The 24764-nt window shown below is 68.5% G+C and carries 26 protein-coding genes; 9 read left to right on the top strand and 17 right to left on the bottom strand.

What is annotated here, in order from left to right; translation table 11 throughout:
* Positions 1-34: 34 nt before the first annotated feature.
* From LGM56_RS27860 to LGM56_RS27840, 5 genes are all read right to left on the bottom strand, one after another.
* Positions 35-1534, bottom strand: coding sequence for a TIGR01777 family oxidoreductase (locus LGM56_RS27860; protein WP_226207296.1), 1500 nt, complete (start codon positions 1532-1534; stop codon positions 35-37).
* Positions 1531-2403 (bottom strand): thiol-disulfide oxidoreductase DCC family protein, encoded by an 873-nt coding sequence (locus tag LGM56_RS27855; protein ID WP_226207295.1) that lies wholly within the window; start codon positions 2401-2403, stop codon positions 1531-1533. The genes LGM56_RS27860 and LGM56_RS27855 overlap by 4 nt, the downstream gene beginning before the upstream one ends.
* A gap of 99 nt (positions 2404-2502) precedes the next feature.
* Entirely contained in the window at positions 2503-2973 is a 471-nt protein-coding gene (locus LGM56_RS27850; RefSeq protein ID WP_089496068.1) for a DUF2269 family protein, read from the bottom strand.
* Positions 2970-4277: an SDR family oxidoreductase gene (locus LGM56_RS27845; RefSeq protein ID WP_226207294.1), complete on the bottom strand. Its 1308-nt coding sequence runs from the start codon at positions 4275-4277 to the stop codon at positions 2970-2972. The genes LGM56_RS27850 and LGM56_RS27845 overlap by 4 nt, the downstream gene beginning before the upstream one ends.
* An 88-nt stretch (positions 4278-4365) precedes the next feature.
* Positions 4366-4899 (bottom strand): GbsR/MarR family transcriptional regulator, encoded by a 534-nt coding sequence (locus tag LGM56_RS27840; RefSeq protein WP_011353812.1) that lies wholly within the window; start codon positions 4897-4899, stop codon positions 4366-4368.
* A gap of 164 nt (positions 4900-5063) precedes the next feature.
* On the opposite strand from LGM56_RS27840, the gene fabV reads away from it, so the two are divergent.
* Entirely contained in the window at positions 5064-6266 is a 1203-nt protein-coding gene (gene fabV, locus LGM56_RS27835) for an enoyl-ACP reductase FabV (protein ID WP_226207293.1), read from the top strand.
* A 64-nt stretch (positions 6267-6330) separates the two neighbouring features.
* Here the strand turns inward: fabV and LGM56_RS27830 are convergent, their stop codons facing one another.
* A complete protein-coding gene (locus LGM56_RS27830) occupies positions 6331-7035 on the bottom strand; it encodes an SDR family oxidoreductase (RefSeq protein ID WP_226207292.1) in 705 nt (234 codons plus the stop codon).
* Positions 7036-7376: 341 nt separating this feature from the next.
* Between LGM56_RS27830 and LGM56_RS27825 the strand changes: the two genes are divergently transcribed.
* Positions 7377-7961 (top strand): TetR/AcrR family transcriptional regulator, encoded by a 585-nt coding sequence (locus LGM56_RS27825; protein ID WP_226207291.1) that lies wholly within the window; start codon positions 7377-7379, stop codon positions 7959-7961.
* 76 nt (positions 7962-8037) lie between these two features.
* Here LGM56_RS27825 and LGM56_RS27820 read toward each other — a convergent pair whose 3' ends face one another.
* The 3 genes from LGM56_RS27820 to LGM56_RS27810 all read right to left on the bottom strand — a co-directional run bounded on the left by LGM56_RS27820 (position 8038) and on the right by LGM56_RS27810 (position 10053).
* Positions 8038-8616, bottom strand: a complete 579-nt coding sequence (locus tag LGM56_RS27820) for a hypothetical protein (protein ID WP_226207290.1) — start codon at positions 8614-8616, stop codon at positions 8038-8040.
* A gap of 109 nt (positions 8617-8725) precedes the next feature.
* A complete protein-coding gene (locus tag LGM56_RS27815; protein ID WP_226207289.1) occupies positions 8726-9511 on the bottom strand; it encodes a YhfC family intramembrane metalloprotease in 786 nt (261 codons plus the stop codon).
* 11 nt (positions 9512-9522) lie between these two features.
* Positions 9523-10053, bottom strand: coding sequence for a GNAT family N-acetyltransferase (locus tag LGM56_RS27810; RefSeq protein WP_089428904.1), 531 nt, complete (start codon positions 10051-10053; stop codon positions 9523-9525).
* Positions 10054-10258: 205 nt separating this feature from the next.
* Between LGM56_RS27810 and LGM56_RS27805 the strand changes: the two genes are divergently transcribed.
* The 3 genes from LGM56_RS27805 (at position 10259) to LGM56_RS27795 (ending at position 11682) form a co-directional block, all read left to right on the top strand.
* Positions 10259-10624 (top strand): ArsR/SmtB family transcription factor, encoded by a 366-nt coding sequence (locus LGM56_RS27805; protein WP_089428903.1) that lies wholly within the window; start codon positions 10259-10261, stop codon positions 10622-10624.
* Complete coding sequence (locus tag LGM56_RS27800) at positions 10596-11081, top strand: SRPBCC family protein (protein ID WP_089496063.1); 486 nt, start codon at positions 10596-10598, stop codon at positions 11079-11081. Before LGM56_RS27805 ends, LGM56_RS27800 begins: the two co-directional genes overlap by 29 nt.
* A 124-nt stretch (positions 11082-11205) precedes the next feature.
* Entirely contained in the window at positions 11206-11682 is a 477-nt protein-coding gene (locus LGM56_RS27795) for an SRPBCC family protein (protein ID WP_226207288.1), read from the top strand.
* Positions 11683-11710: 28 nt separating this feature from the next.
* Here the strand turns inward: LGM56_RS27795 and LGM56_RS27790 are convergent, their stop codons facing one another.
* The 4 genes from LGM56_RS27790 to LGM56_RS27775 form a co-directional block, all read right to left on the bottom strand.
* Positions 11711-12835, bottom strand: coding sequence for an amidohydrolase family protein (locus tag LGM56_RS27790; RefSeq protein ID WP_226207386.1), 1125 nt, complete (start codon positions 12833-12835; stop codon positions 11711-11713).
* 7 nt (positions 12836-12842) lie between these two features.
* Positions 12843-14150 carry an MFS transporter gene (locus tag LGM56_RS27785; RefSeq protein WP_089496062.1) on the bottom strand — a complete coding sequence of 436 codons (1308 nt, stop codon included), beginning with the start codon at positions 14148-14150 and terminating at the stop codon, positions 12843-12845.
* An 82-nt stretch (positions 14151-14232) separates the two neighbouring features.
* Positions 14233-15513 (bottom strand): CaiB/BaiF CoA transferase family protein, encoded by a 1281-nt coding sequence (locus LGM56_RS27780; RefSeq protein WP_226207287.1) that lies wholly within the window; start codon positions 15511-15513, stop codon positions 14233-14235.
* Positions 15510-16496 carry a hydroxymethylglutaryl-CoA lyase gene (locus tag LGM56_RS27775; RefSeq protein WP_206151014.1) on the bottom strand — a complete coding sequence of 329 codons (987 nt, stop codon included), beginning with the start codon at positions 16494-16496 and terminating at the stop codon, positions 15510-15512. Before LGM56_RS27775 ends, LGM56_RS27780 begins: the two co-directional genes overlap by 4 nt.
* Positions 16497-16668: 172 nt before the next feature.
* On the opposite strand from LGM56_RS27775, the gene LGM56_RS27770 reads away from it, so the two are divergent.
* Positions 16669-17490: an IclR family transcriptional regulator gene (locus tag LGM56_RS27770; protein ID WP_089496059.1), complete on the top strand. Its 822-nt coding sequence runs from the start codon at positions 16669-16671 to the stop codon at positions 17488-17490.
* A 141-nt stretch (positions 17491-17631) separates the two neighbouring features.
* Positions 17632-18270 carry a 2-hydroxychromene-2-carboxylate isomerase gene (locus LGM56_RS27765; RefSeq protein WP_226207286.1) on the top strand — a complete coding sequence of 213 codons (639 nt, stop codon included), beginning with the start codon at positions 17632-17634 and terminating at the stop codon, positions 18268-18270.
* A gap of 53 nt (positions 18271-18323) precedes the next feature.
* Here LGM56_RS27765 and LGM56_RS27760 read toward each other — a convergent pair whose 3' ends face one another.
* Positions 18324-19307 (bottom strand): LysR family transcriptional regulator, encoded by a 984-nt coding sequence (locus LGM56_RS27760; protein WP_226207285.1) that lies wholly within the window; start codon positions 19305-19307, stop codon positions 18324-18326.
* A 101-nt stretch (positions 19308-19408) separates the two neighbouring features.
* On the opposite strand from LGM56_RS27760, the gene LGM56_RS27755 reads away from it, so the two are divergent.
* Both LGM56_RS27755 and LGM56_RS27750 read left to right on the top strand, forming a co-directional pair.
* Positions 19409-20641, top strand: a complete 1233-nt coding sequence (locus tag LGM56_RS27755; RefSeq protein WP_226207284.1) for an MFS transporter — start codon at positions 19409-19411, stop codon at positions 20639-20641.
* 429 nt (positions 20642-21070) lie between these two features.
* Entirely contained in the window at positions 21071-21763 is a 693-nt protein-coding gene (locus LGM56_RS27750; RefSeq protein ID WP_226207283.1) for a phosphatase PAP2 family protein, read from the top strand.
* A gap of 100 nt (positions 21764-21863) precedes the next feature.
* Here LGM56_RS27750 and LGM56_RS27745 read toward each other — a convergent pair whose 3' ends face one another.
* From LGM56_RS27745 to LGM56_RS27735, 3 genes are all read right to left on the bottom strand, one after another.
* A complete protein-coding gene (locus LGM56_RS27745; RefSeq protein WP_089496054.1) occupies positions 21864-22523 on the bottom strand; it encodes a glutathione S-transferase family protein in 660 nt (219 codons plus the stop codon).
* A 126-nt stretch (positions 22524-22649) separates the two neighbouring features.
* On the bottom strand, positions 22650-23720 hold the full coding sequence (locus tag LGM56_RS27740; RefSeq protein ID WP_226207282.1) for a rhodanese-like domain-containing protein: 1071 nt from the start codon (positions 23718-23720) through the stop codon (positions 22650-22652).
* Positions 23721-23861: 141 nt separating this feature from the next.
* Entirely contained in the window at positions 23862-24515 is a 654-nt protein-coding gene (locus LGM56_RS27735) for a peroxiredoxin (RefSeq protein WP_089428890.1), read from the bottom strand.
* Positions 24516-24764: the final 249 nt, after the last annotated feature.

Below are 24764 nucleotides of genomic sequence, written 5' to 3'. Positions count from 1 at the left end.
CGCACGACACGCGCCGAACGCGTTCACGCCGAGTTTATACGCGACCTCGGGGCAAGCGACAGGTCATATGCGGAAAATCCGCATGCGGGCGATTCGTCAGGTCACGCAGCGCGTGCTCGGCCGTCGGGTACCGGAACATGAATCCGTCCTGATGCAGGCGTGCCGGCATCACGCGCTGCCCGTCCAGCAGCAGCTCGGCCATCTCGCCCATCGCGACCCGCAGCGGCGCGGCCGGCACGTGCAGCCAGGCCGGGCGGCGCAGCACCTTCGACACGACCTGCACGAACTCGCGCTGGGTCAATGGCGCGGGTGCGACCGCGTTGTAGACGCCGTGCATGCCCGAATTCACCATCGCACGCGCGATGATCCGCAGCACGTCGTCCCGGTGGATCCAGCTCATCACCTGCGTGCCGTCGCCGAATCGTCCGCCCATCCCGAAGTAGTGCGGCAGCAGCATCGGGCGCAGCGCGCCGCCGGGGCCGAACACGACGCCCAGCCGCAGCACCACCGAACGAACGCCATGACGCTCGAGCGGTTGTGCCGACTGCTCCCACTGCCGGCACAGCGCCGACATGAAGCCGGAGCCGGCGCTGCTGCTTTCATCGAGCCGCTCGTCCGAAGGACGCACGCCGTAGTAACCGATCGCCGATGCCTGGATCCACGTGCGCGGCTTGACCTCGGCGGTTTCGACCCAGCGCATCAGCGATTCCGTCACGCCGACGCGGCTGGCGAGCAGCACCGCCTGCCGGCCCTTGCTCCAGCGTGCGCCGAGCACCGGCGCACCCGCGAAATTGATGACCGTGTCGAAACGCTCGTGCGGCTGCAGCTGTTCGACGGACGTCACGCTGCGCACGCGGCCGTGAAACTGGTAGGCCGCGCGCAGCGGATCGCGCGCCAGCAACGTGACCGCATGCCCAGCATCGAGCAGATGGTTCACGAGGGTTTCGCCGATGAAGCCGGTCCCGCCAGTGACGAGCACATTCCCCGGCGGCTGCCCCGCGAACGGATTGACGACCGGCTCGCGTCGCGCGATCCGGCAGGCCGCGATTCCGTCGCGGATTCCCGAAATCGTCACACCGACGGCAAAGAGGCTCAGCACCCAGCCGCGCCAACCGAGATCGAGCGCCTGCAGCGCGGTCGGCTCGTGCGCCCACGTGGCCAGCTGCATCGCGATCATTCCGAACAGCGCGCCGCCGTTGACGGCCAGCAGCGTGTGCAGCACGCGTTCGGTCGCCGGCAGCTTGCGGCTCTGGTCCTCGACGACGAAATCCCACAACGTCAGCACCACCTCGACGACGACCACCACCGCGAGGGCCGCGACCCACGCGCCGTGAAAGGCGACGTTCGCGATCGATGCGAACACGAGACCGTAAAGCACGGAGCGCACCGCGTGAATTCCCAGCTCGAGCCGCGCGCGCGGGCTATGCGGCAGATCCTGCGTGAGTTCGTGGTGATAAAGCGTATCGAATGCGCCCATCGCGCCCTGCACGATCAGCAGGTTGAGCGCCCAGTCGTAAGCAGGCAAGGTGTTCATACCGCGTCCCTCCTCCAAAGCCAGACAAGCGGCGACACCATCGCGACGAGTGCCGCCGCGTCGATCGCCACGTGGCCCGATACCTGGGCCTGCAATGAAAACAGCACGTCCTGCGGCGCCCAGATCAGCAGGCCGGCCAGCAGCCATCCCCACACTTCCCGTTTCTGCAACCTGTTGCCGAGGTGCACGAGCGCCAGCATCCAGACCGACGCGCATTGCACCGTCGCGCCCATCAGCGACATCCACCAGATCTGCTGCGCACGCGCCGCGTCAGGTGCCGTTCCCGTCCAGAAATGCAGCTCGATGGCGCGGTGATACGCGTCGAGCCACGGCGCGCTTGCAACCCAAGGAACGGCAACGCCGACGAGCAGGTGTGCAAGCGCCGCGCAGTACATCCAGGTCACGACGATCCGGCGCGCCGCGTCACCCACCGGACGATCCGCCGTGGGTGCGGCAGCACGGTCGCGACCGCTACCGCACGCCGCTCCGTCGCACGGCGCTTCGGCGCGATAGCCGAGCCAGCGCGATACCGCATGCCGGTTGCGCGCAAAGCGGCGATATAGCAGCGCCAACGCACCGCGCACGGCCGGCACGCGCAGCAACCGGACGACCCAGCGACGGCCGGTCAGCGCCTGGGCGGCCAGGATGCTGTCCACGCCGGTCAGCATGCGTCCGTCGGGCAAACGCGCGTGCAATTCGCGGTTCAGCGCGGGCAGGTCGACGCCCAGCGGCGCGGGATCGAAAACCGGCTCGGCGATATCGACGAAAGCCAGCCGGCGTCGCGCGTCGCGGGCCCCGAGACGCTTGATCTCCGCCACGCATAACGGACATCGTCCGTCGAAGTACAGCACCAGTTCATTTGAGTCCATGATTCGCATTCCTTCTTTTTTCTGTCGCATGCCTCATGAATCGATCGACTGCTTTCCGCTGTGCCGAACCGCTGCTTCTGTTCAGCGGCACCGGCACACTTACATCGGCTTGAGCACCATCAGGAAGTAGACGGTCAGCATTGCGAAGAACGCCGGATAGCCGAGCAGTTCCCAGCGCTTCGCGTAAAGCCAGTAGCGTTCCGGCAGCGCGGCCTCGCCGCTCGCATGAGCGAGCTTCGCCATCGCGGCCAGTTCGACCTGCAGCCACACGACCGGCAGCCAGCACACGCCGGCGATCGCGTACAGCACGATCGACGCCATGAGCCACGGCGTATCCCACGGCCAGCCGGCCGTATGCGCGAGCCACAGGCCCGATGCCGGCTGGAAGATCACGGCCGGGGTCGTGAACCACCAGTCCGCGCGCACCACGAGCCGCGACACGGCCGCAATGGCGGGCACCGAGCGCGTGCGGTTCGCGAAGAACAGGTAGAACGCGGTGCCGAACCCCGTGCCAACCAGCAGCACCGAGGACAGGATGTGAAGCGCCTTGATGACGAGATAGGTATTCATGGTTGTTCTTCTTCTGAAAAAAGGATCAACAGGATCGCGAGAATCGGTACGTTCTTGAGCACGGGGCCGAACGGTTCGGCGAGCAGGCCCGGCATCGTGACCGCGATGACGGCCGAATACGCGACGATCAGCGCGGCTTGCGCGGCCCACAGGCGGCGCGACGGCGCGACGACGGTTGCGACGCCGAACGCGAAGTCCAGCGCGCTGGCCGTATAGAGCGCGATCAGCGCGGGCAGCCCCGTCAGGTGCGCGGGTGCGAGCAGCGCGAGGCTTGCGTGCAGCGGATGGATGAACGCGCTGGCGATGGCCGTCCAGATCCACACGATCGCCAGCGCGCCCAGCAGCAGCGGACGACGCCACATCGCGAGCGCGTCGCGACGCAGCGCCGCGGCGTCCGCGCCGATGAAGCCGTCGATTCCGCGCGGCGGCCGGCCGAGCATCGCCGTGGCGGCAGCCGGATCGCCGGTGTTCCCGCCACGCAGCATCGTCCACGTATCGCGCGTGAACATCGCGCCCGGCAGCGTGCCGAGGAGCACGGCCGCCACACCGGCCAGCGGGCCCGGCAATCCGATGCGAACGGCCGGCGCAAACCCCAGCGCGGCGCGGTAGCGGGCCAGCATCTCGCGGTATTCGACTTCGTCGGTGCCGACCACGTCGATCACCGGGTGGCCGGCCGCCGGCGCATCGACGCACCGCGCGACGACTTCGGCGAGATCGTCGACGTGCACGGGGCGCAGCCGCTGATGGCCGCCCGCCGGCAGCACCTGCACCGGCAGGCTCGCGAGCATCCGGAAAAACCGCGCCGACGCGCCGTCCGTGCCGTAGACGAGCGCGGGACGCACGATCCGGAAGTCGATCGGCAGCGTCTGCAGGAAGCGGTCGGCCGCGACCTTGCTCGCGAAGTAGCGCGTATCGCCACGCTCGACGCCGAGCGCCGAAATCTGGATCACGCGCCGCACGCCTGCGCGGCAGCACGCGGTGAAGAGCGCGCACGGCGCGGCGCGATGCACGGCGTCGAGCGTCGCGCCGCGCTGATCGGCAAGGAGGCCGACCGCATTGATCACTACGTCGACGCCTTCCAGCCGCGCGAGCCACGCGTCGGGGTCGACGTCCTTCGCGAAGTCGATCGCGACGTCGGACGGGCCGGCCGCCTGACGCACGCCGCGCAGCACGCGATGGCCGCCGGCTTCGAGCCGCGCGCACAGTGCCCGCCCGATGAAGCCGTTCGCCCCGCACACGAGCACGGTCATGCTGCGCGCCCCGGTGCGGCCAGGCGGGCAGGTCGACGGCAAGACGGTGTCCATTTTCATCCTCTATTTACAGTTATTTCTGTACAGACAGAAATAACGACCCCAAAAAAAGCGGGCTGGCTGCCCGCACCGCGTGTCCTGCTTACTTCGACGGCTTGCGCCTGACCGTCTGGCTGATCTTCGCGCCGATGCCGAGCGCCTTCATCAGCGTATCGGGCTTGAGCCGCAGCATCTCGTCCGACCAGGTCGTGAGCGTCTCGACGAACTGCAGCGTGTCGCGGATGCGTTGCTCGGTCTCACGGCTCTCGTTCGCGATCTCGGGATTCGTCAGGCAGTCGCGCAGCACCGTGAGCGTCGGCTCGATCTCGCGCTGCCGCCGCCCTTCGACGATCAGCTTGAACAGTTCCCAGATGTCGGTCGACGTCTCGAAGTGGTCGCGGCGGTCGCCCAGCACGTGCACGACTTTCGCCAGCCGCCACGCCTGAAGCTCTTTCAGGCTCGTGCTGACGTTGGAGCGCGCCACGTTGAGCGTCTCGGCGATCTCGTCAGCCGCGATCGGCCGGCCGGCCAGATAGAGCAGCGCGTGGATCTGCGAGACGGTGCGGTTGACGCCCCACCGCGAGCCCATTTCGCCCCAGTGGAGAATGAATCGTTCGGCAATCGGTGTGAGTTCCATGACGTGAAATTTAGGCATTTCAGTTATTTCTGTCAAGAGAGAAATAACCGGACGAGCCGCCCGGTTCCGGAAGCGTCCGCCCGCGATCGGCCGCTTCCTTTACAATGCGCGGGATTTTCCGAATTCAGGCCGTCCCAGCCTTTCTGACTAGAGTAGAGGTTTCCATGATCATCAAACCGCGCGTGCGTGGCTTCATCTGCGTGACGACTCATCCGGTCGGCTGCGAAGCCAACGTCAAGGAACAGATCGACTACGTGACTTCGCACGGCCCGATCGCCAACGGCCCGAAAAAGGTGCTCGTGATCGGCGCGTCGACCGGCTACGGCCTCGCTGCCCGGATCTCGGCCGCCTTCGGCGCCGACGCGGACACGCTCGGCGTGTTCTTCGAGCGTGCCGGCAGCGAGACGAAGCCGGGCACGGCCGGTTGGTACAACACCGCTGCGTTCGAGAAATTCGCCGCCGAAAAGGGGCGCTATGCGCGCAGCATCAACGGCGACGCATTCTCCGACAAGGTCAAGCAGGTCACGATCGACACCATCAAGCAGGATCTCGGCAAGGTCGATCTCGTCGTCTACAGCCTCGCGGCACCGCGCCGCACGCATCCGAAGACGGGCGAAACCATCAGCTCGACGCTCAAGCCGATCGGCAAGACGGTCACGTTCCGCGGCCTCGACACCGACAAGGAAGTGATCCGCGACGTCACGCTGGAGCCGGCGACGCAGGAAGAGATCGACGGCACCGTCGCCGTGATGGGCGGCGAGGACTGGCAGATGTGGATCGACGCGCTCGATGAAGCCGGCGTGCTGGCCGACGGCGCGAAGACCACCGCGTTCACGTATCTCGGCGAGCAGATCACGCACGACATCTACTGGAACGGCTCGATCGGCGAAGCGAAGAAGGATCTCGACAAGAAAGTGCTGTCGATCCGCGACAAGCTCGCCGCGCATGGCGGCGACGCGCGCGTGTCGGTGCTGAAGGCGGTCGTCACGCAGGCCAGCTCGGCGATCCCGATGATGCCGCTGTACCTGTCGCTGCTGTTCAAGACGATGAAGGAAGCCGGCACGCACGAAGGCTGCATCGAGCAGGTGTACGGCCTGTTCAAGGACAGCCTGTATGGCACGAAGCCGCACGTCGACGAAGAAGGCCGCCTGCGCGCGGACTACAAGGAGCTCGATCCGCAGGTGCAGGCGAAGGTCGTCGCGCAGTGGAACCACGTGACGAACGAGAACCTGTACGAGCTGACCGACTTCACCGGCTACAAGACCGAGTTCCTGCGGCTGTTCGGCTTCGAGATCGCCGGCGTCGACTACGACGCGGACGTGAACCCGGACGTGAAGATCCCGGGCATCATCGACACCACCGTCTGACGGTACGGCCCGCCGCCCCCGCTGCACGCGCAGCCGGGGCAGCGGGCTCGGGATACCGGCGGCTTCAACGCGGCGCCGGTTCTTCCAGATAAACGCCCGACGACAGCGTGGCCTTCACCTGCCGCGTGAACTCGTCGGTCGACACTTCCTCCTCTCCCGCCTCGATCGCTTCGTATGCCTGGCGCACGACGTCGACCGGCGTCGCCTTCGGCACGTCGAGGCCGGCCGTCAGGTCGGTGTCGATGAAGCCGGCATGCAGCCCGACGACCTGCGTGTGCTGCTCGCGCAGCGAATGGCGCAGCCCGTTGGTCAGTGCCCACGCAGCCGATTTCGACACGCCGTAGCCCGCCAGGATCGGCCGGTTCACCCAGCTCGCGACCGACAGGATGTTCAGGATCGCGCCGCCGCCATTCCCGGCGAGGCTGCCCGCGAACGCGCGCGACATCGCCAGCATCCCGAACACGTTGGTTTCGAAGTGATCGCGCAATGCGTCGGGCGCGCCGTCGTCGGTCAGGCTGCCGAGCCGCGCAATGCCCGCGTTGTTGATCAGCAGCGTGACGTCGCGGGCGGCATCGGCCGCCGCGGCGACGGCTGCCGGATCGGTCACGTCGAGCTTCACCGGCACGACGCCCGGCAGCGTCACGGTGGCCGGATCGCGCGCCGCCGCATAGACCTTGCGCGCCCCTCTCGCCAGTGCCTGCTTCGCGAACTCGAGCCCGAGCCCGCGGTTTGCGCCCGTGATGAACACCACTGCACCTTCGATCTTCATGTTCGTTCCTTTCGCATGATGAATCGCATGCGCGCCGGCTCGCCGCGCGCCTGAGATCCGGTGGAAAACCAGCCTGCCCTTGCTTACCGAACCGTGGCGCCGCCGCCGGCAGACGGCGAGCCGCCCGCTGCCCGTGACCCGGCGGCGCCCAAGACCCCGACCGCTTGCCATCCGGTGTGCCGGCCGCGGCTTTGCGCCCGCCGCCAAGTCGGCTACACTCGATGTCAATGTCGATCACCATCGTCTTTGCGGTGCATTGTGTTCTCGCCCCTCGGGCATGTCAATGGTGATCGCCATTGTGTTTTCCAATCGACGCGATCGACAAAATCAGGGAGGGATCTATGGGCGTGTCAAGACAGCAGGCTGCCGAGAACCGGAGCGCGATCGTCGCGGCCGCCGAGCGGCTGTTCCGCGCGCGCGGCGTCGACGCGGTCGGGCTCACGGAGCTGATGAAGGAAGCCGGCTTCACGCAGGGCGGCTTCTACAACCACTTCAAGTCGAAAGACGCGCTGGTGGCCGAGGTGATGGAAAAGGCGATGCAGGACCGCGCGGATTCGCCGAACGCCGGCAGTCTCGACGCGCAGGTGGCGTTGTATCTGTCGGCCGCGCATCGCGACAACGTCGAGGCCGGATGCCCGCTGTCCGGTTTCGCGGGCGATGCGCCGCGCCTGACCGACGCGGCGCGTGCATGCTATGCGCACGGCCTCGCCACCTACCTCGATCGGCTGGAACGGATGGTGGCCACGGAAGGCGCGACGTCGGCGCAGACGCGTCGCGATGCGGTCGCGGTCTTCAGCCAGATGGTCGGCGCGCTCGTGCTGTCGCGCGCGATCGCCGGCACCGATCCGGCGCTGGCCGACGAGATCCTCGCCGCCGGGAGGGAGACGCTCACCGCCGGGCGCGACGATCCGGGCGCACCGGCATAGCCGCGCCCAAACGTCATGCTGCGTCGACCTGTGCGGCGTGTCGGCGTGCGCGGTGATATTTCAACGTCTTGCCGCGCTATTCGACCGCCCGTGCGGCATCCCACAGCGGCTGTGCGCCGCGCGCCGCATTCCAGGCGGCAAAACGCGTGCGCCACGCTTCGAACGGCTCCGCCAGCGGATGGCGCGGATCGTCGCTGAGCGAATATGCCATCCCTTCGATCAGCCAGCGCGGCCGGGTCGCGACGGCCAGGTTGCCGAGCACTTCGGCCTGCCGGTGATGGATCAGCTCGTGCGTGAGAAAGTAGGTCTGCCAGCCGCGCGGTGCGATCACCACGCCGAAATTCCCGAGCGTCAGCGCCGCGCGTTGGCCCAAGCCGAACGCATCGGCGCACGCTCGCGTCGAGCAGAACACGACGCGCGGCGCCGCCTGGAATGCACCGACGGCCGCCGCCGCGCGCGCATAGCCGTCGCGATAGAGCTGCCGCGCGTCGCCGAGCTTCGCGGCATCGTCCGTGCAGATATCGGCGCTCGGGCACGACACACCGGGGACCAGCGCGGGCGCGACGACGCGCAACGGCTTGACGAGCGCATACGCGGCAATCGGCAGCGCGACGAGCAGGCCCGTGAGGGCGAAAGCGACATGGGAGCGTTTCATCGGGGCGGTGGTTCCGGGGCGTTCTCGTTCTGCTGAAGTCTTCCTGCGTGAATATATCGGACCGGCGATGTCCGCGGCCCTGCTCGATTCTCGAACGGCGCCTTGCCAATCAGGCAACAGGCCCCGTGCTGGCCTCGCCGGCACCCGTCATCCGGCGGCTCCAGCGAACACCCAGCCACAGAAGCGCGACACCGCACACGAACAGGAGCACCTCGACCAGCACGGTATCGACATGCCAGTACCGCGTCAGCAGTACGGCGGCGAGGTCGAACAGGAAATGAAACGCGATCGCATACGCGAGCCAGCGCTTCGTGCCGCGGACGAATGCCTGCAGCACGATCAGCGACAGCCCCACGTGCGCGGCCATGGCGCTCACACGCTCGAACAGCGCGAGTAACGGCGACGCGAGTGTCATGCCGGAGAACTGCGACCCGATCAGCGACTGCGCACCTTCAGGCACCACGACGCCTGCTCGCGCGAGCAGGTAGGCGGCAGCGAGCGCGATGAATCCGACGCCGACCAACAGCATCGCTTCCAGCCCGCCGTGCCCGAGCCCGAGCATCACGGCCGTCGGCGCATCATGTCGCTTCGGCAGCAGATACCGGAAAGCGACCCAGCGCCCGCACTCCTCGAAGATGCCAGCCGTCAGCGCCGCGAACACGAGCATCGTCAGGTGCCAGCGGGGATCGTGCGCGAGCCAGTGGAACAACGGCACCTGCCACGACAGGCGCAGCACCGGCTGGAACACGAAAAAGGTCAGCATCCCGTAGAAAAACACCCGCAACGGCACCTGCGTGCGGCGCCGCCATGCGACCGCGAGCAACACCGGCGCGGTCAGCGCCACGACACCCGCCGCGAGTGTGAGGAACAGGAGCGCCGGGGCGACGGGATGCATGACGAATGCCGTTACGCGAGCTGCTTGTGGAAATACGTCGTCGCGCAGAGCGTGCCGTCGGGCATCAGCGCATAGTTCGGCACGACACCGACACGCTGCCAGCCGGCCCGCTCGTACAGCCGCTCGGCGTCGCCGCCCGTCACGGTGTCGAGCACGAGCACGGTCTTGCCCGCGTCGCGAGCGGCCGCATCGGCCGCCGCCATCAGCCGCGCGGCGATGCCCTGCCGGCGCGCGTGCCGCGCCACGAGCATCTTCGAGATATCGGCGCGATGCGGCTGGTTCTCCGGCTGCGCGGTCACGACCTGCACGGTGCCGACGATCCGGCCGGCCGCGTCCTCGGCAACGAGCAGGATGCGCTCGCCGTTCGCGACGCCGTCGGCGACGTTCGTCCAGAACGCGACGGCGGTCGCCCGCTCGATCGGCAACATGAAGCTGACGGACGCGCCGCCCTCGACGCAATCGATCAGCACGTCGGCGAGTGCCTCGACACAGCGCTTCGCTTCGTCCGCGCCGACGCGGCGGACGGTAACGGATTCGGTCATGCCAACTCCGGTAGTCAGTTGGGTCGCACTCGCGGGTTCGGCGTGCGTCCGGATGGGAAGGAAACACCGGCCTGCCGTCGCGGCTCGCGCGACGGCGGCAGGCGCTCGGCAACCCCGCACCCGGTCGGCGCGTGTTACCGCCCCATCATCCTACGCGACGAAAATTTCCGTTGCATCGCCGTTCGCCTCCCCTATACTTAGCCACATGGCTAACTTTCAACCCGGCATCAGCGACGTTTTCCACGCCCTCGCCGATCCGACGCGCTGCGCGATCGTCAGCATGCTCGGCCACGGCGAACGGACCGTCTCCGCGCTGGCCGAACCGTTCGACATGGCGCTGCCGTCGTTCATGAAGCACGTCGCCGTGCTCGAGCGCAGCGGTCTCGTCCAGACCCGCAAGGCCGGCCGCTCGCGCACCTGCACGCTGGTCGGCAGCCGGCTGACCGAAGCCGAGGCATGGCTTGCCGAGCAGCGTGCGCTGTGGGAAGCCCGATCCGATCGTCTCGTCGAATTCGTCGAACGCCGTCACCAGGAGGAGCAAGATGTCAGCCAGCCCCGTCGACCCCGTTGAAGCCCACGATCTCGTCATCACGCGCACGCTGCGTGCGCCGCGCCACGCGCTGTGGCGTGCATGGACCGACCCCGAACTGCTGAAGCAATGGTGGTGCCCGAAACCGTGGACCACCGAAGTGCGCGCGTTCGACCTGCGGCCGGGCGGCGCCTTCCACACCTACATGCGCGGCCCCGATGGGGGCACCAGCGACAATCCCGGCTGCTTCCTCGAGATCGTGCCGGAATCGCGCATCGCGTTCACGTCGATGCTCACGGGCGGCTGGCGGCCGCAGGCGCCGTGGATGGGCTTCACCGCGATCATCACGATGGCCGACGACGATATGGGCAGCCGTTACGAAGCGCGCGTGATGCATCCGGACGCCGCCACGCGCGAGCGCCACGAAGCGCTCGGCTTCTTCGAGGGCTGGAACACCTGCATCACGCAGCTCGACGAATTCGCGGCCGCATTGCGCTGAGCCGAGCGCGACCGCGTGTGCGGTCATTGCATGCCGCCGTTCGCGCGCCTAGGATTCCTGAAGGAAGCATGACGACACGCCGGCCGCCGGCGTGCACCGTCGTGCGCACGCCGCGGGAGGCCACATGTTGCACACGCACACGCATTCGACCCGGGTCAGCCGGCACCTGAACGCCCCGCGCGGCCGCGTCTACCGCGCCTTGCTCGATCCGCACGCGGTCGAGCAATGGAAGGTGCCCGACGGCATGACCTGCCGCGTGCATGCGTACGACGCGCGCGAAGGCGGTGCGCTGCGGGTATCGCTGAGCTACGACGCGTCGTCGGCCGGCACCGGCAAGACCACCGCGCGCACCGATACCTATCACGGCCGCTTCGTCACGCTCGTGCCGGACGAGCAGATCGTCGAGATCGACGTGTTCGAAACCGACGACCCGATGCTGCGCGGCGCCATGACGATCACGATCACGCTGTCCGACGAAGCGGGCGGCACGCGCGTGGACGCGGTGCACGACGGGGTGCCGCCGGGCGTGCCGGCCGCCGATAACGAAACGGGCTGGCAGATGGCGCTGGCGCGGCTCGCGGCGCTGGTGGAGGCCGGGTAAGCAAGCGCCGGACCCGTCGCGGCGCGCGTCAGCCGAGCCGGTAAGCGCGCGTGACCGTGCCGCGGAACAGCGCGTCGCGCTCGTCAGGGCTCGCCTGCGCGGTCAGCCGCTTGAACGCATTCCAGCCGTTCACGAACGAATACGAGCCCTTGTCGACCGGGAAATTGCTCTCGAACATGCAGCGTCCGGGGCCGAACGCGTCGATGCAGGTCATCATCCACGGCTTCCACGTGTCGGCGAGTTGCGCGGAAGACGGCGGCCGTTCGCTCTTCTCGAAATCGAAACCGTTGATGCGCATCCCGAGGCCGCCGACCTTCACGTACACGTTCGGCAGTTGCGCGAGCGTGCGCATCGACGCCGACCAGCGCTCGAACACCTCCGGCCGCTTGTCGGCATAACTGGCGATCCGCACGATACCGCCGCAGTGATTGATGATGACGCGCGTATCGGGGTTCGCCTTCGCCAGCTCGAACAGTTCGGGCAGTTGCGGGAAGAACAGCCACGCGTCGTACGAAAGCCCGAGCGGCGCGAGCTGCGCGACGCCCGCCCGGTACGCGGGATCGAGCAGCAGCCCGCGCGGCACCGCCGACAGCGGATTGGCGAGCGTCGAATCGGCGTCCCAGGTCGTCAGGTGACGAACGCCGCGGAAGCGCCCGCGACCGGCTTCGAGATGCGCTTCGAGCACCTCGCGCACGCGTTCGCCGAGACGCAGGTCCGCGTGGCCGACGATGCCTTTCGCGACCGCCACCGGGCCGTGCTGCAGCGGTTCGGTCACGCCGGCGACGTAGGCCGTCTCGCCCACTGGTTTCAGTTCGGCCGGGCCCGAGTCGCGATAGCGCGTCTGCGCCTGCATGTAGACGGACGCCTGGATGTTGTGGCCCGAGCGCGCATCCTGCAGATAGTCGTCGAGCATGTAGATCCAGCCCGGCCGCTCATAGAAATGATGATGCGCGTCGACGATCGGCAGGTCGGGCTCGAGCGCGGGTTCGAGCGCCGACGCGAGCCAGTCGGGGCGGACCGCGAGATAGTTGCTTTGCGTCGTCATGCGGGAAACTCCTTCCTGGGTGGCCGCGCGCGTCCCCGTGAACGCGGGCAGCGCGAGCGAGGCGGCGGCCGCGCCGAGCAGCCGGCGTCGCTTGATCGACATCGTCATATCCATGTCATTCGCTCCGGTCGAACGCATACAACGACAGCGTGAGCAGCGTCGTGATCGCCAGCACGATCGCGAGGCCGAGCATGCCGGCGGTAAAGGTGCCGAAGCTGTCCTTCAGGTAGCCGACGAGATAAGGGCCCGCGAAGCCGCCGAGCGCGCCGATCGAGTTGATCAGCGCGAGCCCGCCGGCCGCGGCCTGGCCGGACAGGAAGCGCGACGGCAGCGTGTAGAAGATCGTGCGGCCGGCGATCGTGCCGATCAGCGCAAGCGTGATGCCGACGAGTGCCGGCCCGAGCGTCAGGAAGTGCGTCGACACGCCGAGCGCCACCGCGCCGATGAACAGCCCGATCGCCAGGTTCGCGACCGGGCCGCCGCGCCGGTCCACGCGCTTCGCCCACCACAGCAGCGCGATGGTCGCGAAGAAGTACGGCACCGCGGACAGCCAGCCCGTCTGCATCGTCGACATGCCGTGCGCCTTCAGCATCTGCGGCAGCCAGATGCCGATCCCGTAGGACCCCATCGTGAAGCCGAACGAGATCAGCGCGAGCAGGTACACGCGCACGTCGCGCAGCGCGACGCCGAAGCGCTTCTTGCGGCCGGCGGCCGCGCCGTCGCGCTCGAACGCACGCTGCAGCGCCGCCCGCTCGTCGTCGGACAGCCACGCGGCATGCGCCGGCGAATCGGACAGCAGCTTCAGCACGAGAAAACCGAGCGCGCACGCCGGCAGCCCTTCGACGATGAACATCCACTTCCAGCCGGCCAGCCCGAGCACGCCGTCGAGCTGCAGCAGCCACGTCGACAACGGACCGCCGATCAGCGACGACAGCGGCGTCGACACGGTGAACCACGCCAGCACGCGCGTGCGGTAGCTCGCCGGAAACCACACGGCAAGGAAGAAGATCACGCCCGGAAAGAATCCGGCTTCGCCGATACCGAGCAGCAGCCGGATCGCGTAGAAACTCGTCGGCCCGGTCGCGAGCGCGGTCGCAGCCGCCATCAGCCCCCACGTGATCATGATGCGGGCAAGCCAGCGCCGCGCGCCGAAACGGTACAGCGCGAGATTGCTCGGCACCTCGAACAAGCAGTAGCCGGCGAACATGATCCCCGCGCCCCAGCCGAACTGCGTCGCGGTCAGCCCGAGGTCGCGGTTCATCGTCAGCGCCGCGAAGCCGACGCTCGTGCGGTCCAGATAGTTGAAGAAGTACGCGAGCGCGAGCAGCGGAATGAAGCGCCACGCGGCCTTGCGCACGGCCCGTTGCTCGAGCGACGCGTCGGTCTCGCGATCGTCGGCCAGTGCCGGGGAAGCGGATGTCATGGTTGTCTCCGTGGAGGGGGCGGCCGCGCCCGTGCGTGGCACGGCCGGGACGCCTTTGTTCGTTCGGTGAATCGCGGCCGCGCTACGCGCTCGCCAGTTCGTTCGGTGACGGCGCGCCGCCCGGCGCCGCGTCGTCCGCGCCATGCTGGCCCGCGACGACGCCGGCTTCGATCAGCGCACGCGCATCGTCCGGCGTGTAGCCGAGCTCGCCGAGCAGCGCGCGCGTGTCCTGGCCGAGTGCGGGCGGCGCCGTGCGCAGCCGCAGGCGTTCGCCGGCAAGCGTCAGCGGCAGCAGCGCGGTGCGGGTGTCGACCGGCCGCCCGGCGCTGCTCGCGTCGGCCGGCAACGTCACGGCCTCGAGGCCGCCCGTGGCGAGCAGGTGCGGATCGTCGAACAGGTCCTGCGGTTTCGTGATCGGCGCGTACGGCAGGCCGTTCGATTCGAAGATCGCGCCGATCTCCGCGGCCGAATGCGGCGCGAGCCGCGCGCGCAACTCGGGCAGCAGCCAGTCGCGCGCCTGCACGCGCAGGTTGTTGGTCGCGACGCGCGGATCGTCCTTCAGCGCGGCCAGGCCGAACGCGTCGCAGAACAGCGCCCACTGCGTGTCCGATACGACCGCGAGAAAGATCTGTTCGTCATCCTTGACTGAAAACACGTCGTAGACGGCCCACGCGGAAATCCGGCTCGGCATCGGCGATGCGGCCTGCCCGGTCACCGCGAACTGCATCATGTGCTGCGCGACGAGGAACACGTTGTTCTCGAACAGCGAACTCTGCACCTGCTGGCCGCGGCCGGTGCGTTCGCGCTGCGCGAGCGCGGCCATCGCGCCGATCGCGCCGAACATGCCGCCCATGATGTCGTTCACGCTCGCCCCCGCGCGCAACGGCCGCCCTTCCGGGCCCGTCATGTATGCGAGGCCGCCCATCATCTGCACCACTTCGTCGAGCGCGGTGCGATGCTCGTACGGCCCCGGCAGGAAGCCCTTGTGCGACACGTACACGAGGCGCGGATTCAGCGAGAAGAGCGCCGGATAGCCGAGGCCGAGCCGGTCCATCGTGCCGCTCTTGAAGTTCTCGCTGAACACGTCCGCGGTCGCGACGAGTCGCAGCACGATCTCCAGCCCGCGCGGATCCTTCACGTCGACCGCGAGGCTCTTCTTGTTGCGGTTGAACATCCCGAAGAAGCCCGCGCCGGAACCGCGCAGCGCGCGCGTGCTGTCGCCCGCGATCGGTTCGATCTTGATGACCTCCGCGCCGAGATCGGCGAGCAGCATCCCGCAGGTCGGGCCCATCACCATGTGCGTCATCTCGATCACGCGCGTGCCTGCGTACGGCAGCGTCGAAGCCGGTTGTTGGTCGTTCATTGCGCGACTCCCGTCAGGCATCCTTCCGGTTGCACCGCGCTCGGAGCGCGGCCGTCCGCGTAACGGAAGCCCTTCGGCAACCCGGCGTCCGGCACATGGCCGTATAGCGCCTCGGCCGGCAGCGCCGCGTGCAGGATCGCGCGCGCGGCGAGCAGCGCGTCGACGTCGATACCCGTGTCGAATCCCATCGCCTCGAGCAGGAACACGAGATCCTCGGTAACGATGTTGCCGGTCGCGCCCGGCGCATACGGGCAGCCGCCGAGGCCGCCCTGGCTCGCGTCGATCGTGGTTACGCCCGCGTCGAGCGCCGCGACCACGTTCGCGAGCCCCTGCCCGCGCGTGTTGTGGAAATGCGCGCCGCCGGCCTTGTCGCCGACTTCGCGCTGCAGCCGCAGGAACAGCCGGCGCACCTGCGCCGGATTCGCATAGCCGCTCGTGTCGGACAGCCCGATCTCGTCGACGCCGCATTCGGCCATCGCCGCCGCCATCGCGATCGTCTCGTCGTCGCTCACCGCGCCCGCGATCGTACAGCCGAACGCGACCGACACGCCCGCCTCGATCTGCACCGACGGAAACCGCTCATTGCGCAGCGCGACGATCGCACGCACCTCGTCGATCATCTGCGCGGGCGTCTTGCGGATGTTCGCCAGCGAATGCGCTTCCGTCACCGAGACCGGCAGCGTCAGCTTGTGCACGCCGGCCTCGAATGCGCCCTCGGCGCCGCGCAGGTTCGGCGCGAGCGCGGCGACGTGCAGCCCGGGAATCGCCAGCGCGTGCGCGACGACTTCGCGCACATCGGCCATCTGCGGCAACAGCTTCGCCGGCACGAACGACCCGACCTCGATCTCGCGCAGGCCGGCCGCGGCCAGCGCGGTGATCCAGCGCAGCTTGCCGGCCGTCGGCATCACGGCCTGGATGCTCTGCAGGCCGTCGCGCGGCCCGACCTCGCTGACCAGCACCTTCGGATATTCGGAAACGCTCATTTGACACCCCATCGTTCTGTCTGAAAGAACATAGTTCTGTTTGATAGAACTCTATGCGCGCGTTGAATGGGCGGTAAGCGGGGTATACCCGTGAGATTGCGATTTTTTGGAACTTGAGTTCTGTCAGGCAGAACGATATAGTCGATCGATCGTCCTCAGAAGGAAGCAGGGAGTGCCCAAGACTCAAACCGATCACGCCGGCAGCGAGCCCGATTCACCGGTCGAAGAAGCGTCCAGCGGCGTCGCCGTGCTCGATCGCGCGTTCGCGATCCTCCGTGCGTTCGGGCAGACCGACGACCGGCTGTCGCTCGCGGAGCTGTCGCGCCGCACTGGGCTGTACAAGAGCACGATCCTGCGCCTGCTCACGGCGCTCGAACATGGCGGCTTCATGCGCAAGCTCGACGACGGCCAGTACGCGATCGGACACGAGCCGCTGCGGCTCGCGGCGCTGTATCAGCGTTCGTTCCGGGTCGGCCCGGTGGTCGAGCCGCTGCTCGAGACGCTGAGCCGCGAACTCGGCGAAACGGCTTCGTTCTACGTGCGCCAGGGCGACATGCGCTCGGTGCTGTACCGGGTCGAGCCCGCCCGTGCGGTGCGCGTGTCGATTCGTGTCGGCGAGGAGTTTCCGGTGCGCCAGGGCGCGTCCGGGAAGGTGCTGCTGGCGTTTACCGACATGCAGGATGCGCAATGGCACGACGTGCGCGAACAGCTGTGGGCCGCGTCGTACGGCGAGCGCGACCCGGAGACGGCGTCGGCATCCGCGCCCGTGTTCGGGGCGGCCGGCGAGTGTGTCGGCGCGCTGACCGTATCGGGCCCGAAATCGCGGCTCGCCGACGCACCGGCCATGGCGGCGGCGCTCGCGATGCTGTTGCCGCTCGCACAGAAGGCGACCGTCGCGCTCGGCGGCTCAGGCGCACGCTACGACGCAGCGGCCGTGCGCGACAGCCTCGCGCGGCTCGCATCGCCAGCGGACCACGGCGACGCGGCGTCATAACCGGCAGCGGCGCGCGCCTGGCCACGCCACTGCGCAAAAGGCGGCTGCGTGCGACACTGGCCGCCGATGCATGCATCGCGCGCCGCCTGCGGGCGTGCCGCGCGAGCCACCGCCAACCGGACACGCTTGAGGGCCGCCACCATGAACGCCGCGCGCACCGCCACCTGGTATTTCGATTTCGTTTCGCCGTTCGCCTACCTGCAGCAGGAGCAATTCGACCGGTTGCCGGCCGCCGCCGCGTTCGAGCCGAAGCCCATCGTGCTCGGCGCACTGCTCGCGCACTGGGGCCAGAAAGCGCCGGCCGAGATCGCGGCGAAACGCGTCTTCACCTATCGCCACGCGCAATATCGCGCGGACAAGCTCGGCATTGCGTTCCGGATGCCGCCCGCGCACCCGTTCAATCCGATCAAGCCGCTGCGCCTCGCGATCGCGATGGGCAATTCTCCCGACGCGATCCGGCGGATCTTCCGGCATATCTGGCGTGACGGCCAGGACGTGTCGACGCCGGAAGGTTTCGCCGCGCTGTGCGAAGCGGTCGGCTTTCCGGAAGGCGTGACGGCCGTCGACGCCCAGCCGGTGAAGGACGCGCTGCGCGCGAACACCGACGATGCGATCGCGCACGGCGTATTCGGCGTGCCGACCTTCGCACTCGACGGCGACCTGTTCTGGGGCGAGGATGCGACCGATATGTACGCCGACTGCGCGACGTCGCGCGCATGGCTCGATTCGCCCGAGGTGCGCCGCATCAGCGCGCTGCCTGAAGGGATCCGGCGCGGCTGAAGCCGCTGCGGCCGCCCGCCGCCCTCCGCTTGCGGCACATCCCGCATCGGAGGTCAGGTATCGCGCCCTTCGACGAGCCCCGGCACGGCCTCGCGCATCATCGCGGCGAACCGCACGAGCCGCGACGGATAGAACTGCGCATGCGGGTAGGTCAGGTAGACGGGCAGCGGCGCGGCCTGCCACTCGGGCGCGAGGTGCACGAGCTCGCCGCGCGCGAGGTGATCGGCCAGCATCCATGACGAGCCGACGCACGCCCCCACCCCCAGCAGCGCCGCACTGCGCAGCGCGTACAGGTTCGCGGTGGTGATGCGCGGGCGCATCGCAATGCGTCGCGTCTCGCCCGTGACCGAATGCGTGAGCGCCAGCTCCGTGCGGTAATACGTGCGCAGCGCGAGCCACGGCAGCGCGGCGAGCGCATCGGGGTCGGCCGGCACGTCGGCGCCGTTCAGCACGGACGGCGAGGCGACCACGAAGCGCGGCACCTTCGAGAGCCGGATCGCGACCACGGCCGGATCGGTCGGCTCCCCCACCTGGATCGCGCAATCGATGCCGCTGCCGACGAAATCCCGCACCTCGTCCTGCAGCAGCCACTCGACCGACACGCGCGGATAGTCGCGCAGGAACCGCGCGAGCGGCTCGACGAAACGCTCCTGGCCGAACGCGTGCGGCACCGCGACCCGCAACAGCCCGTCCGGCTCCTCTTGCGCGCCGCGCAGATCGGCCTCGAACGCCGCCCAGTTCGCCAGCAGTTCCTTCGCGCGCTTGAAGCAGCGCTCGCCGTCGACGGTCAGCCGCATCGTGTGCGTGGTCCGCTGCAGGAGCCGCATGCCGAGCGAGCGCTCGAGCGCCTGCAGCCGCCGGCTGATCGTCGGCTGGGTCGTATGCAGTTGCGCGGCCGCGGCCGACAGGCTGCCGGCTTCGACTATGCGTACGAAGGTTTCCATCAGCTCGAAACGATAGCCGGCGCCGTCCACCGGCACCGCCTGAATGCGCGCAGACCCGCCAGCAGCGGGAGAGAACGGAGATTTTTCGGTCATTCGTGAAGCGTATAACAAATCTGCACAGGGCGGCACTACCGTGGCCGGCCGCATGCCGCCACACTCGCGTCCATTCCTTCATCGCAACCAGGATGCACGCCATGTCCACCCCGTCCCGTCTCGATGCCGCGCCCCGCGCCGCTCACGCCCCGGCCCACCCGGCCGCCCATTCGATGCCCGATCGCCGGCTCGTGCTGCTGCTCGCGGCCGCCGCCGGCCTCGCGGTCGCGCCGCTCTACTACGCGCAGCCGATGCTCGGCGCGCTCGGGCCCGATCTCGGCGCGTCGGCACGGGCGATCGGCTTCGTGCCGACGCTCACGCAACTCGGCTATGCGCTCGGCATCCTGCTGCTCGCGCCGCTCGGCGACCGTTTCGACCGCCGCCGCGTGATCGTGACCAAGGCCGCGACGCTGGTCGTCGCGCTGCTGCTCGCCGCCATCGCGCCGTCGCTCGGGCTGCTGCTCGTGGCGAGCTTCGCGATCGGCCTTGCGGCGACGATGGCGCAGGACGTCGTGCCGGCCGCCGCGACGCTCGCGCACGACGCGCATCGCGGCCGCATCGTCGGCACGGTGATGACGGGGCTGCTGCTCGGCATCCTGCTGTCGCGGGTCGTGGCCGGGTTCGTCGCCGAAACGGCCGGCTGGCGCGCGATGTTCGCGCTCGCGGCCGTCAGCGTCGCCGTGATCGGCGTCGTGGCCGCGCGCGGGCTGCCGCACTTCGAGCCGACCACGCGCCTGCCGTATCGCGCACTGATCGGGTCGCTCGGCCAGTTGTGGCGCCAGCATCCGGCGCTGCGCCGCGCCGCGCTCGCGCAGGGGCTGCTGGCCGTCGGGTTCAGCGCGTTCTGGTCGACGCTCGCGGTGATGCTGCACGGCGCACCGTTCCACCTCGGCAGCGCGGCTGCGGGCGCGTTCGGGCTCGCAGGTGCGGCTGGTGCGCTGGCCGCGCCGATTGCCGGGCGCCTGGCCGACCATCACGGCCCCGAACGCGTCACGCGCATCGGCATCGGTATCGCGACGGTGTCGTTCGCGTCGATGGCCGCCGCACCGTTGATGTCGGCGCATGCCCAGCTCGTGCTGCTCGCGGTCGCGACGATCGGCTTCGACCTCGGCGTGCAGGCCACGTTGATCGCGCACCAGGCAATCGTCTACCGGATCGACCCCGCGTCGCGCAGCCGCCTCAACGCGGTGCTGTTCGTCGGCATGTTCATCGGGATGGCGGCCGGCGCCGCGATCGGCAGTTTGTTGCTCGCGCAACTAGGCTGGAATGCGGTGACCGGGCTGGCCGTCGTGACGTCGCTCGCCGCGCTCGCCGTGCGGATCTGGCGCCACTGAAATTCCGCATCGCACGCCCAAGGCGGGCAGGCCCACAGGGCTTGCCCGCCTTTTCTTTTATTTTCGATCGCCGCACGCATGACGCGGCGCAACTCGGCCGATTCGTGCGCATCCGGCACGAAAAGCCCCCATCCCGCGCAAGGTCCACACCCGCTCGAACGAATGTCCAGTTCAACCGATTATTTTTCCGGCGGCCGTGTGCATCGATGCGAAAACGTCGGACGATTCGATGCGCCCCGCCACGTGGCGCTCGCCCATCCGGCCCCACCGCACCGCCCCGTTTTATCAGGGGATTCCCGGTATTTTTTCGCATTTTCTTCGAAATATCGGGTGACATACTTGCCCCCCGTTGCGCTCCGGTGCGAGCGCGCTTTTCGATCCTGCCGGCCGCATGTCATGCGCTGAGCGTCCGCCCGGGTCGCACAGAACATGAACGATTTCGACACCCCGATCCAGACCTTCCTCACCCACATCACGTTCGGCCCGCTGATGAATCACGCGATCCGCGTGATCGCGGGCCTGTACACGTTCAAGGGCTTCGTGCTCATTCCCGTGCTGTGCTGGCTGTGGTTCCAGCCCGGCCCGAACCGCGAGCGGCAACGCGAGCGGGTCGTCGCGACGATCGCGAGCGGGCTCCTCGCGCTCGCGTTCGGCCGGCTGCTCGCGCAGGTGCTGCCGTTCCGCGTACGGCCGATCTACAACCCCGACCTGCACCTGCACTTTCCGTCGGCGGGGCTCCGCGCGGCCACGCTGCAGGCATGGAGTTCGTTTCCGAGCGATCACGCGATGCTGTGGATGGCGATCGCCACCGGCATCTTCATCATCGCGCGCCGCGTCGGCGTGTTCGCGCTGGTGTATGCGGTCGTGTTCATCTGCGTGCCGCGCGCGTATCTCGGCTTTCACTACCCGACCGACCTGATCGCGGGCGCCGCGATCGGCATCGCGCTCGCGTGGCTGCTGACGCGCGATGCGATCCGTTCGCGCTTCGCGCCGCAGGTGCTCGCGATGATCAAGCGCTTTCCCGCGCCGGCCTACACGCTCGCGTTCCTGCTGTGCTTCGAGCTGATCACGCAGTTCGACGAACTGCTGACGCTCGCGCAGTCGGCCACCCACACGATGTGACGGGGAGACGCCGCGATGCTGCCGCTGCTGACGTTCCGCCGCCCCGGCACGCGCTGCCGGCCATGCGCAGTGGCGGCGCGCCGCGCGTCGCCCGCGCCGATCAGTCGCGATCAGGCGCACCCAGCGGAAAGAACGGGCGAAACGGCCGCGCCTCGTCGACCGCGCGCGCGAACGACGGCCGCGCCAGCAGACGCCGGCGATACGCCAGCACGTTCGCGAACGACGGATCGATCCGGTGCGTCCAGTCCGCGTAGAACAGGAACGGCGCCGCGCCGCAATCGGCGAGGCTGAAGCGGTCGCCGGCCGCCCATTCGCGATCGGCCATCTTCTTGTCCAGCCACGCGTACGACGTCTCCAGCATCGCCCGCGCATCGGCCACCCCGCGCGCATCGCGCTCGGCCTCCGGCCGCAGCGCGTCGAACACGACCTTCTGCTGCGGCGTCGACACGTAGTTGTCGAAGAAACGATCCATCGTCCGCACCTCGAGCGCCGCGTGCGGATCGTCGGGCAGCAGGCGCACGGGGCCCGGATAATTCAGGCCGAGATACTCGATGATGATCGACGCCTCGATCACCGTGCGGCCGGCATCGACGAGCACCGGAAAGCGCTTCAGCGGCCACAGCGCGGCCAGCTCCTGCATCGGCTTCGGATCGTCGTGCGCGAGCACGCGATACGCGAACGGCGTGCCGTTCTCGTACAGCGCGGTCAGCACCTTCTGGCAGTAGGACGAAAAGGGATGGGCGTAGAGCGTGGGCATCATCGTGCGGTCTCTCAGGGTTTCGGCGCCGCGTGATGCGGCGCCACGTGATCGGATACCTTGACGACGAACGGCACGCGGCCGTTTCGACAGCGAGTCGGCATTTATTTTGCCGTGCGAGTGGGGGCGTTACGATCGGCCGTCCATCACGACGCGCCCTTCGGCACGCCAGCGCAGCATCCCGCCACCGAGATTCGCCACCGTGTCGAAGCCGGCCTTCAGCAGAATGACGGTCGCCTGCGCGGAGCGCCCGCCGGCCCGGCACACGGTCACGACCGGCCGGTCGCGCGCGATCTCGCCGGCGCGCGCGGCCAGTTCGCCGAGCGGAATCGGCGTCGCGCCGGGCAGGTGGCCGAGCGGGCCGGCGAATTCGTCCGGCTCGCGCACGTCGACGACCTGCACCGCCGGCAGATGATCCTCGAGCCATTGCGGATCGATTTCCCAGAACCCGGCGAACGTATAGACGAGCGGCGCCCAGTCGGGCGCGGCCTGCACATCGGGCGCGTTCGCGGCGACGCCGCACTGCAGGTTCGCCGGCACCGCGACGTCGATCTGGCGCGGATGCGCGAGCCCGAGGTTGCGCATGTAGCCCGCGAAATCGTCTTCGCTCAGGTCGCCGCCGAGACGCGGATTGAAGCGCCGCTCCTCACCGACGCTCGTCACCGTGAGCCCGCGATAGTCGTGCGCCGGATACAGCAGGCACGCGGCCGGCAGCGTGAAAAGCCGGCCGTGCACCGCGCGATACAGCGCGCGCGGGTCGCCCTGCTGGAAATCGGTGCGGCCCGTGCCGCGGATCAGCAGGCAATCGCCGGTGAACGCCATCGATTCGTCGTCGAGCACGAGGCTGATGCAGCCGCTCGTGTGGCCGGGCGTCGCGCGCACGGTCAGGTAGCGCGCGCCGAACGCGCAGCGGTCGCCGTCGTTCAGGTAGCGGTCGGCGCCTTGCGCGCCGCTCGCGGCCGAGATCGCGATCGTGCTGCCCGTGCGCTGCTTCAGCAGCCACGCGCCCGTCACGTGATCGGCATGCACGTGCGTGTCGACGGTCGCGACGAGCCGCAGCCCGAGCTCGTCGAGCAGCGCCGCGTCGCGGCGTACCTGCTCGAACACGGGATCGATCAGCACCGCTTCGCGCGACGCGCTGTCGGCAAGCAGGTACGTGTACGTCGACGATTGCGGGTCGAAGAGTTGCCGGAAGATCATCGCGAAGTCGCTCCGTCGCTGGTTGAAGCTTGTTCGATGCGTACCTGATGCTGTCGTCCGGCCCGCGCCGCGACCTTCGCTATCGCGCGGGCCGCCCCCGTCGTGGTCCGGCATCGCCGGCATCCGGCCGGCACGGTGCGGTCAACGCGGCTGGGTCACGTAGCGCAGGTACGGCTTCAACGTCCGGAAGCCGTCCGGGTACTTCTGCTTCGCCGCATCGTCCGATACCGACGTCGGAATGATGACATCGTCGCCGGGCTTCCAGTTCACCGGCGTCGCCACCGTATGCTTCGCGTTGAGCTGCAGCGCGTCGAGCAGGCGCAGCACCTCGTCGAAATTGCGCCCCGCGCTCATCGGATAGACAAGCATCGCCTTGACCTTCTTGTCCGGCCCGATGATGAAGACCGAGCGAACCGTCGCGTTGTCGACCGCCGTGCGCGGGCCGCCGCTCGCATTCGGATGAATCATGTCGTACAGCTTCGCGACCTTCAGCTCGTCGTCGCCAATCAGCGGATAGTTGACCGCGTGACCCTGCGTTTCGGCGATATCCGCCACCCACTTCCGGTGATCGCTGACCGGATCGATCGACAGCCCGATGATCTTCGTGTTGCGCTTGTCGAATTCCGGCTTGAGCCCGGCCATGTAGCCGAGTTCGGTCGTGCACACCGGCGTGAAATCCTTCGGATGGGAAAACAGGATCGCCCAGTGGTCGCCGATCCATTCATGAAAGCGGATCGTTCCCTCGGTGGTCTCCGCGGTGAAATCGGGCGCGTCCTCGCCTAGTCGAATCGACATGTTCGTCTCCATCAAGTGGGTATCGTCACGACGCCCGCGCCGCGGCTTGCGCGCGACGCGCGATCGTCCGCGCGCGAAGGGCCGGCATGGCACATGCCGGGCGCCGCGCGTTCATATAGCCTAGTTCAAAATGCGCGCGCCACCGGCATGCGGCGTGCGGTATGCATGCGTGCCGCGGCCGATTCCGACGATGAATGCGGTGCGGCAGAACCTCGCGCCGCCCCCGGCCGCCGGTACGCACTGACTTAC

This window comes from Burkholderia sp. AU38729, assembly GCF_020419725.1.
Lineage (GTDB): Bacteria > Pseudomonadota > Gammaproteobacteria > Burkholderiales > Burkholderiaceae > Burkholderia.
The sequence above is the reverse complement of the archived record's forward strand: the minus strand, read 5'-3'. Positions and strand labels throughout refer to the sequence as shown.

Excerpts from the sequence above, each read along its gene's own strand:
- LGM56_RS27860 (WP_226207296.1), bottom strand. The coding sequence starts at position 1,534 with ATGAACACCTTGCCTGCTTACGACTGGGCGCTCAACCTGCTGATCGTG.
- LGM56_RS27855 (WP_226207295.1), bottom strand. The coding sequence starts at position 2,403 with ATGGACTCAAATGAACTGGTGCTGTACTTCGACGGACGATGTCCGTTA.
- LGM56_RS27850 (WP_089496068.1), bottom strand. The coding sequence starts at position 2,973 with ATGAATACCTATCTCGTCATCAAGGCGCTTCACATCCTGTCCTCGGTG.
- LGM56_RS27845 (WP_226207294.1), bottom strand. The coding sequence starts at position 4,277 with ATGGACACCGTCTTGCCGTCGACCTGCCCGCCTGGCCGCACCGGGGCG.
- LGM56_RS27840 (WP_011353812.1), bottom strand. The coding sequence starts at position 4,899 with ATGGAACTCACACCGATTGCCGAACGATTCATTCTCCACTGGGGCGAA.
- fabV (WP_226207293.1), top strand. The coding sequence starts at position 5,064 with ATGATCATCAAACCGCGCGTGCGTGGCTTCATCTGCGTGACGACTCAT.
- LGM56_RS27830 (WP_226207292.1), bottom strand. The coding sequence starts at position 7,035 with ATGAAGATCGAAGGTGCAGTGGTGTTCATCACGGGCGCAAACCGCGGG.
- LGM56_RS27825 (WP_226207291.1), top strand. The coding sequence starts at position 7,377 with ATGGGCGTGTCAAGACAGCAGGCTGCCGAGAACCGGAGCGCGATCGTC.
- LGM56_RS27820 (WP_226207290.1), bottom strand. The coding sequence starts at position 8,616 with ATGAAACGCTCCCATGTCGCTTTCGCCCTCACGGGCCTGCTCGTCGCG.
- LGM56_RS27815 (WP_226207289.1), bottom strand. The coding sequence starts at position 9,511 with ATGCATCCCGTCGCCCCGGCGCTCCTGTTCCTCACACTCGCGGCGGGT.
- LGM56_RS27810 (WP_089428904.1), bottom strand. The coding sequence starts at position 10,053 with ATGACCGAATCCGTTACCGTCCGCCGCGTCGGCGCGGACGAAGCGAAG.
- LGM56_RS27805 (WP_089428903.1), top strand. The coding sequence starts at position 10,259 with ATGGCTAACTTTCAACCCGGCATCAGCGACGTTTTCCACGCCCTCGCC.
- LGM56_RS27800 (WP_089496063.1), top strand. The coding sequence starts at position 10,596 with ATGTCAGCCAGCCCCGTCGACCCCGTTGAAGCCCACGATCTCGTCATC.
- LGM56_RS27795 (WP_226207288.1), top strand. The coding sequence starts at position 11,206 with ATGTTGCACACGCACACGCATTCGACCCGGGTCAGCCGGCACCTGAAC.
- LGM56_RS27790 (WP_226207386.1), bottom strand. The coding sequence starts at position 12,835 with ATGACGATGTCGATCAAGCGACGCCGGCTGCTCGGCGCGGCCGCCGCC.
- LGM56_RS27785 (WP_089496062.1), bottom strand. The coding sequence starts at position 14,150 with ATGACATCCGCTTCCCCGGCACTGGCCGACGATCGCGAGACCGACGCG.
- LGM56_RS27780 (WP_226207287.1), bottom strand. The coding sequence starts at position 15,513 with ATGAACGACCAACAACCGGCTTCGACGCTGCCGTACGCAGGCACGCGC.
- LGM56_RS27775 (WP_206151014.1), bottom strand. The coding sequence starts at position 16,496 with ATGAGCGTTTCCGAATATCCGAAGGTGCTGGTCAGCGAGGTCGGGCCG.
- LGM56_RS27765 (WP_226207286.1), top strand. The coding sequence starts at position 17,632 with ATGAACGCCGCGCGCACCGCCACCTGGTATTTCGATTTCGTTTCGCCG.
- LGM56_RS27760 (WP_226207285.1), bottom strand. The coding sequence starts at position 19,307 with ATGACCGAAAAATCTCCGTTCTCTCCCGCTGCTGGCGGGTCTGCGCGC.
- LGM56_RS27755 (WP_226207284.1), top strand. The coding sequence starts at position 19,409 with ATGTCCACCCCGTCCCGTCTCGATGCCGCGCCCCGCGCCGCTCACGCC.
- LGM56_RS27750 (WP_226207283.1), top strand. The coding sequence starts at position 21,071 with ATGAACGATTTCGACACCCCGATCCAGACCTTCCTCACCCACATCACG.
- LGM56_RS27745 (WP_089496054.1), bottom strand. The coding sequence starts at position 22,523 with ATGATGCCCACGCTCTACGCCCATCCCTTTTCGTCCTACTGCCAGAAG.
- LGM56_RS27740 (WP_226207282.1), bottom strand. The coding sequence starts at position 23,720 with ATGATCTTCCGGCAACTCTTCGACCCGCAATCGTCGACGTACACGTAC.
- LGM56_RS27735 (WP_089428890.1), bottom strand. The coding sequence starts at position 24,515 with ATGTCGATTCGACTAGGCGAGGACGCGCCCGATTTCACCGCGGAGACC.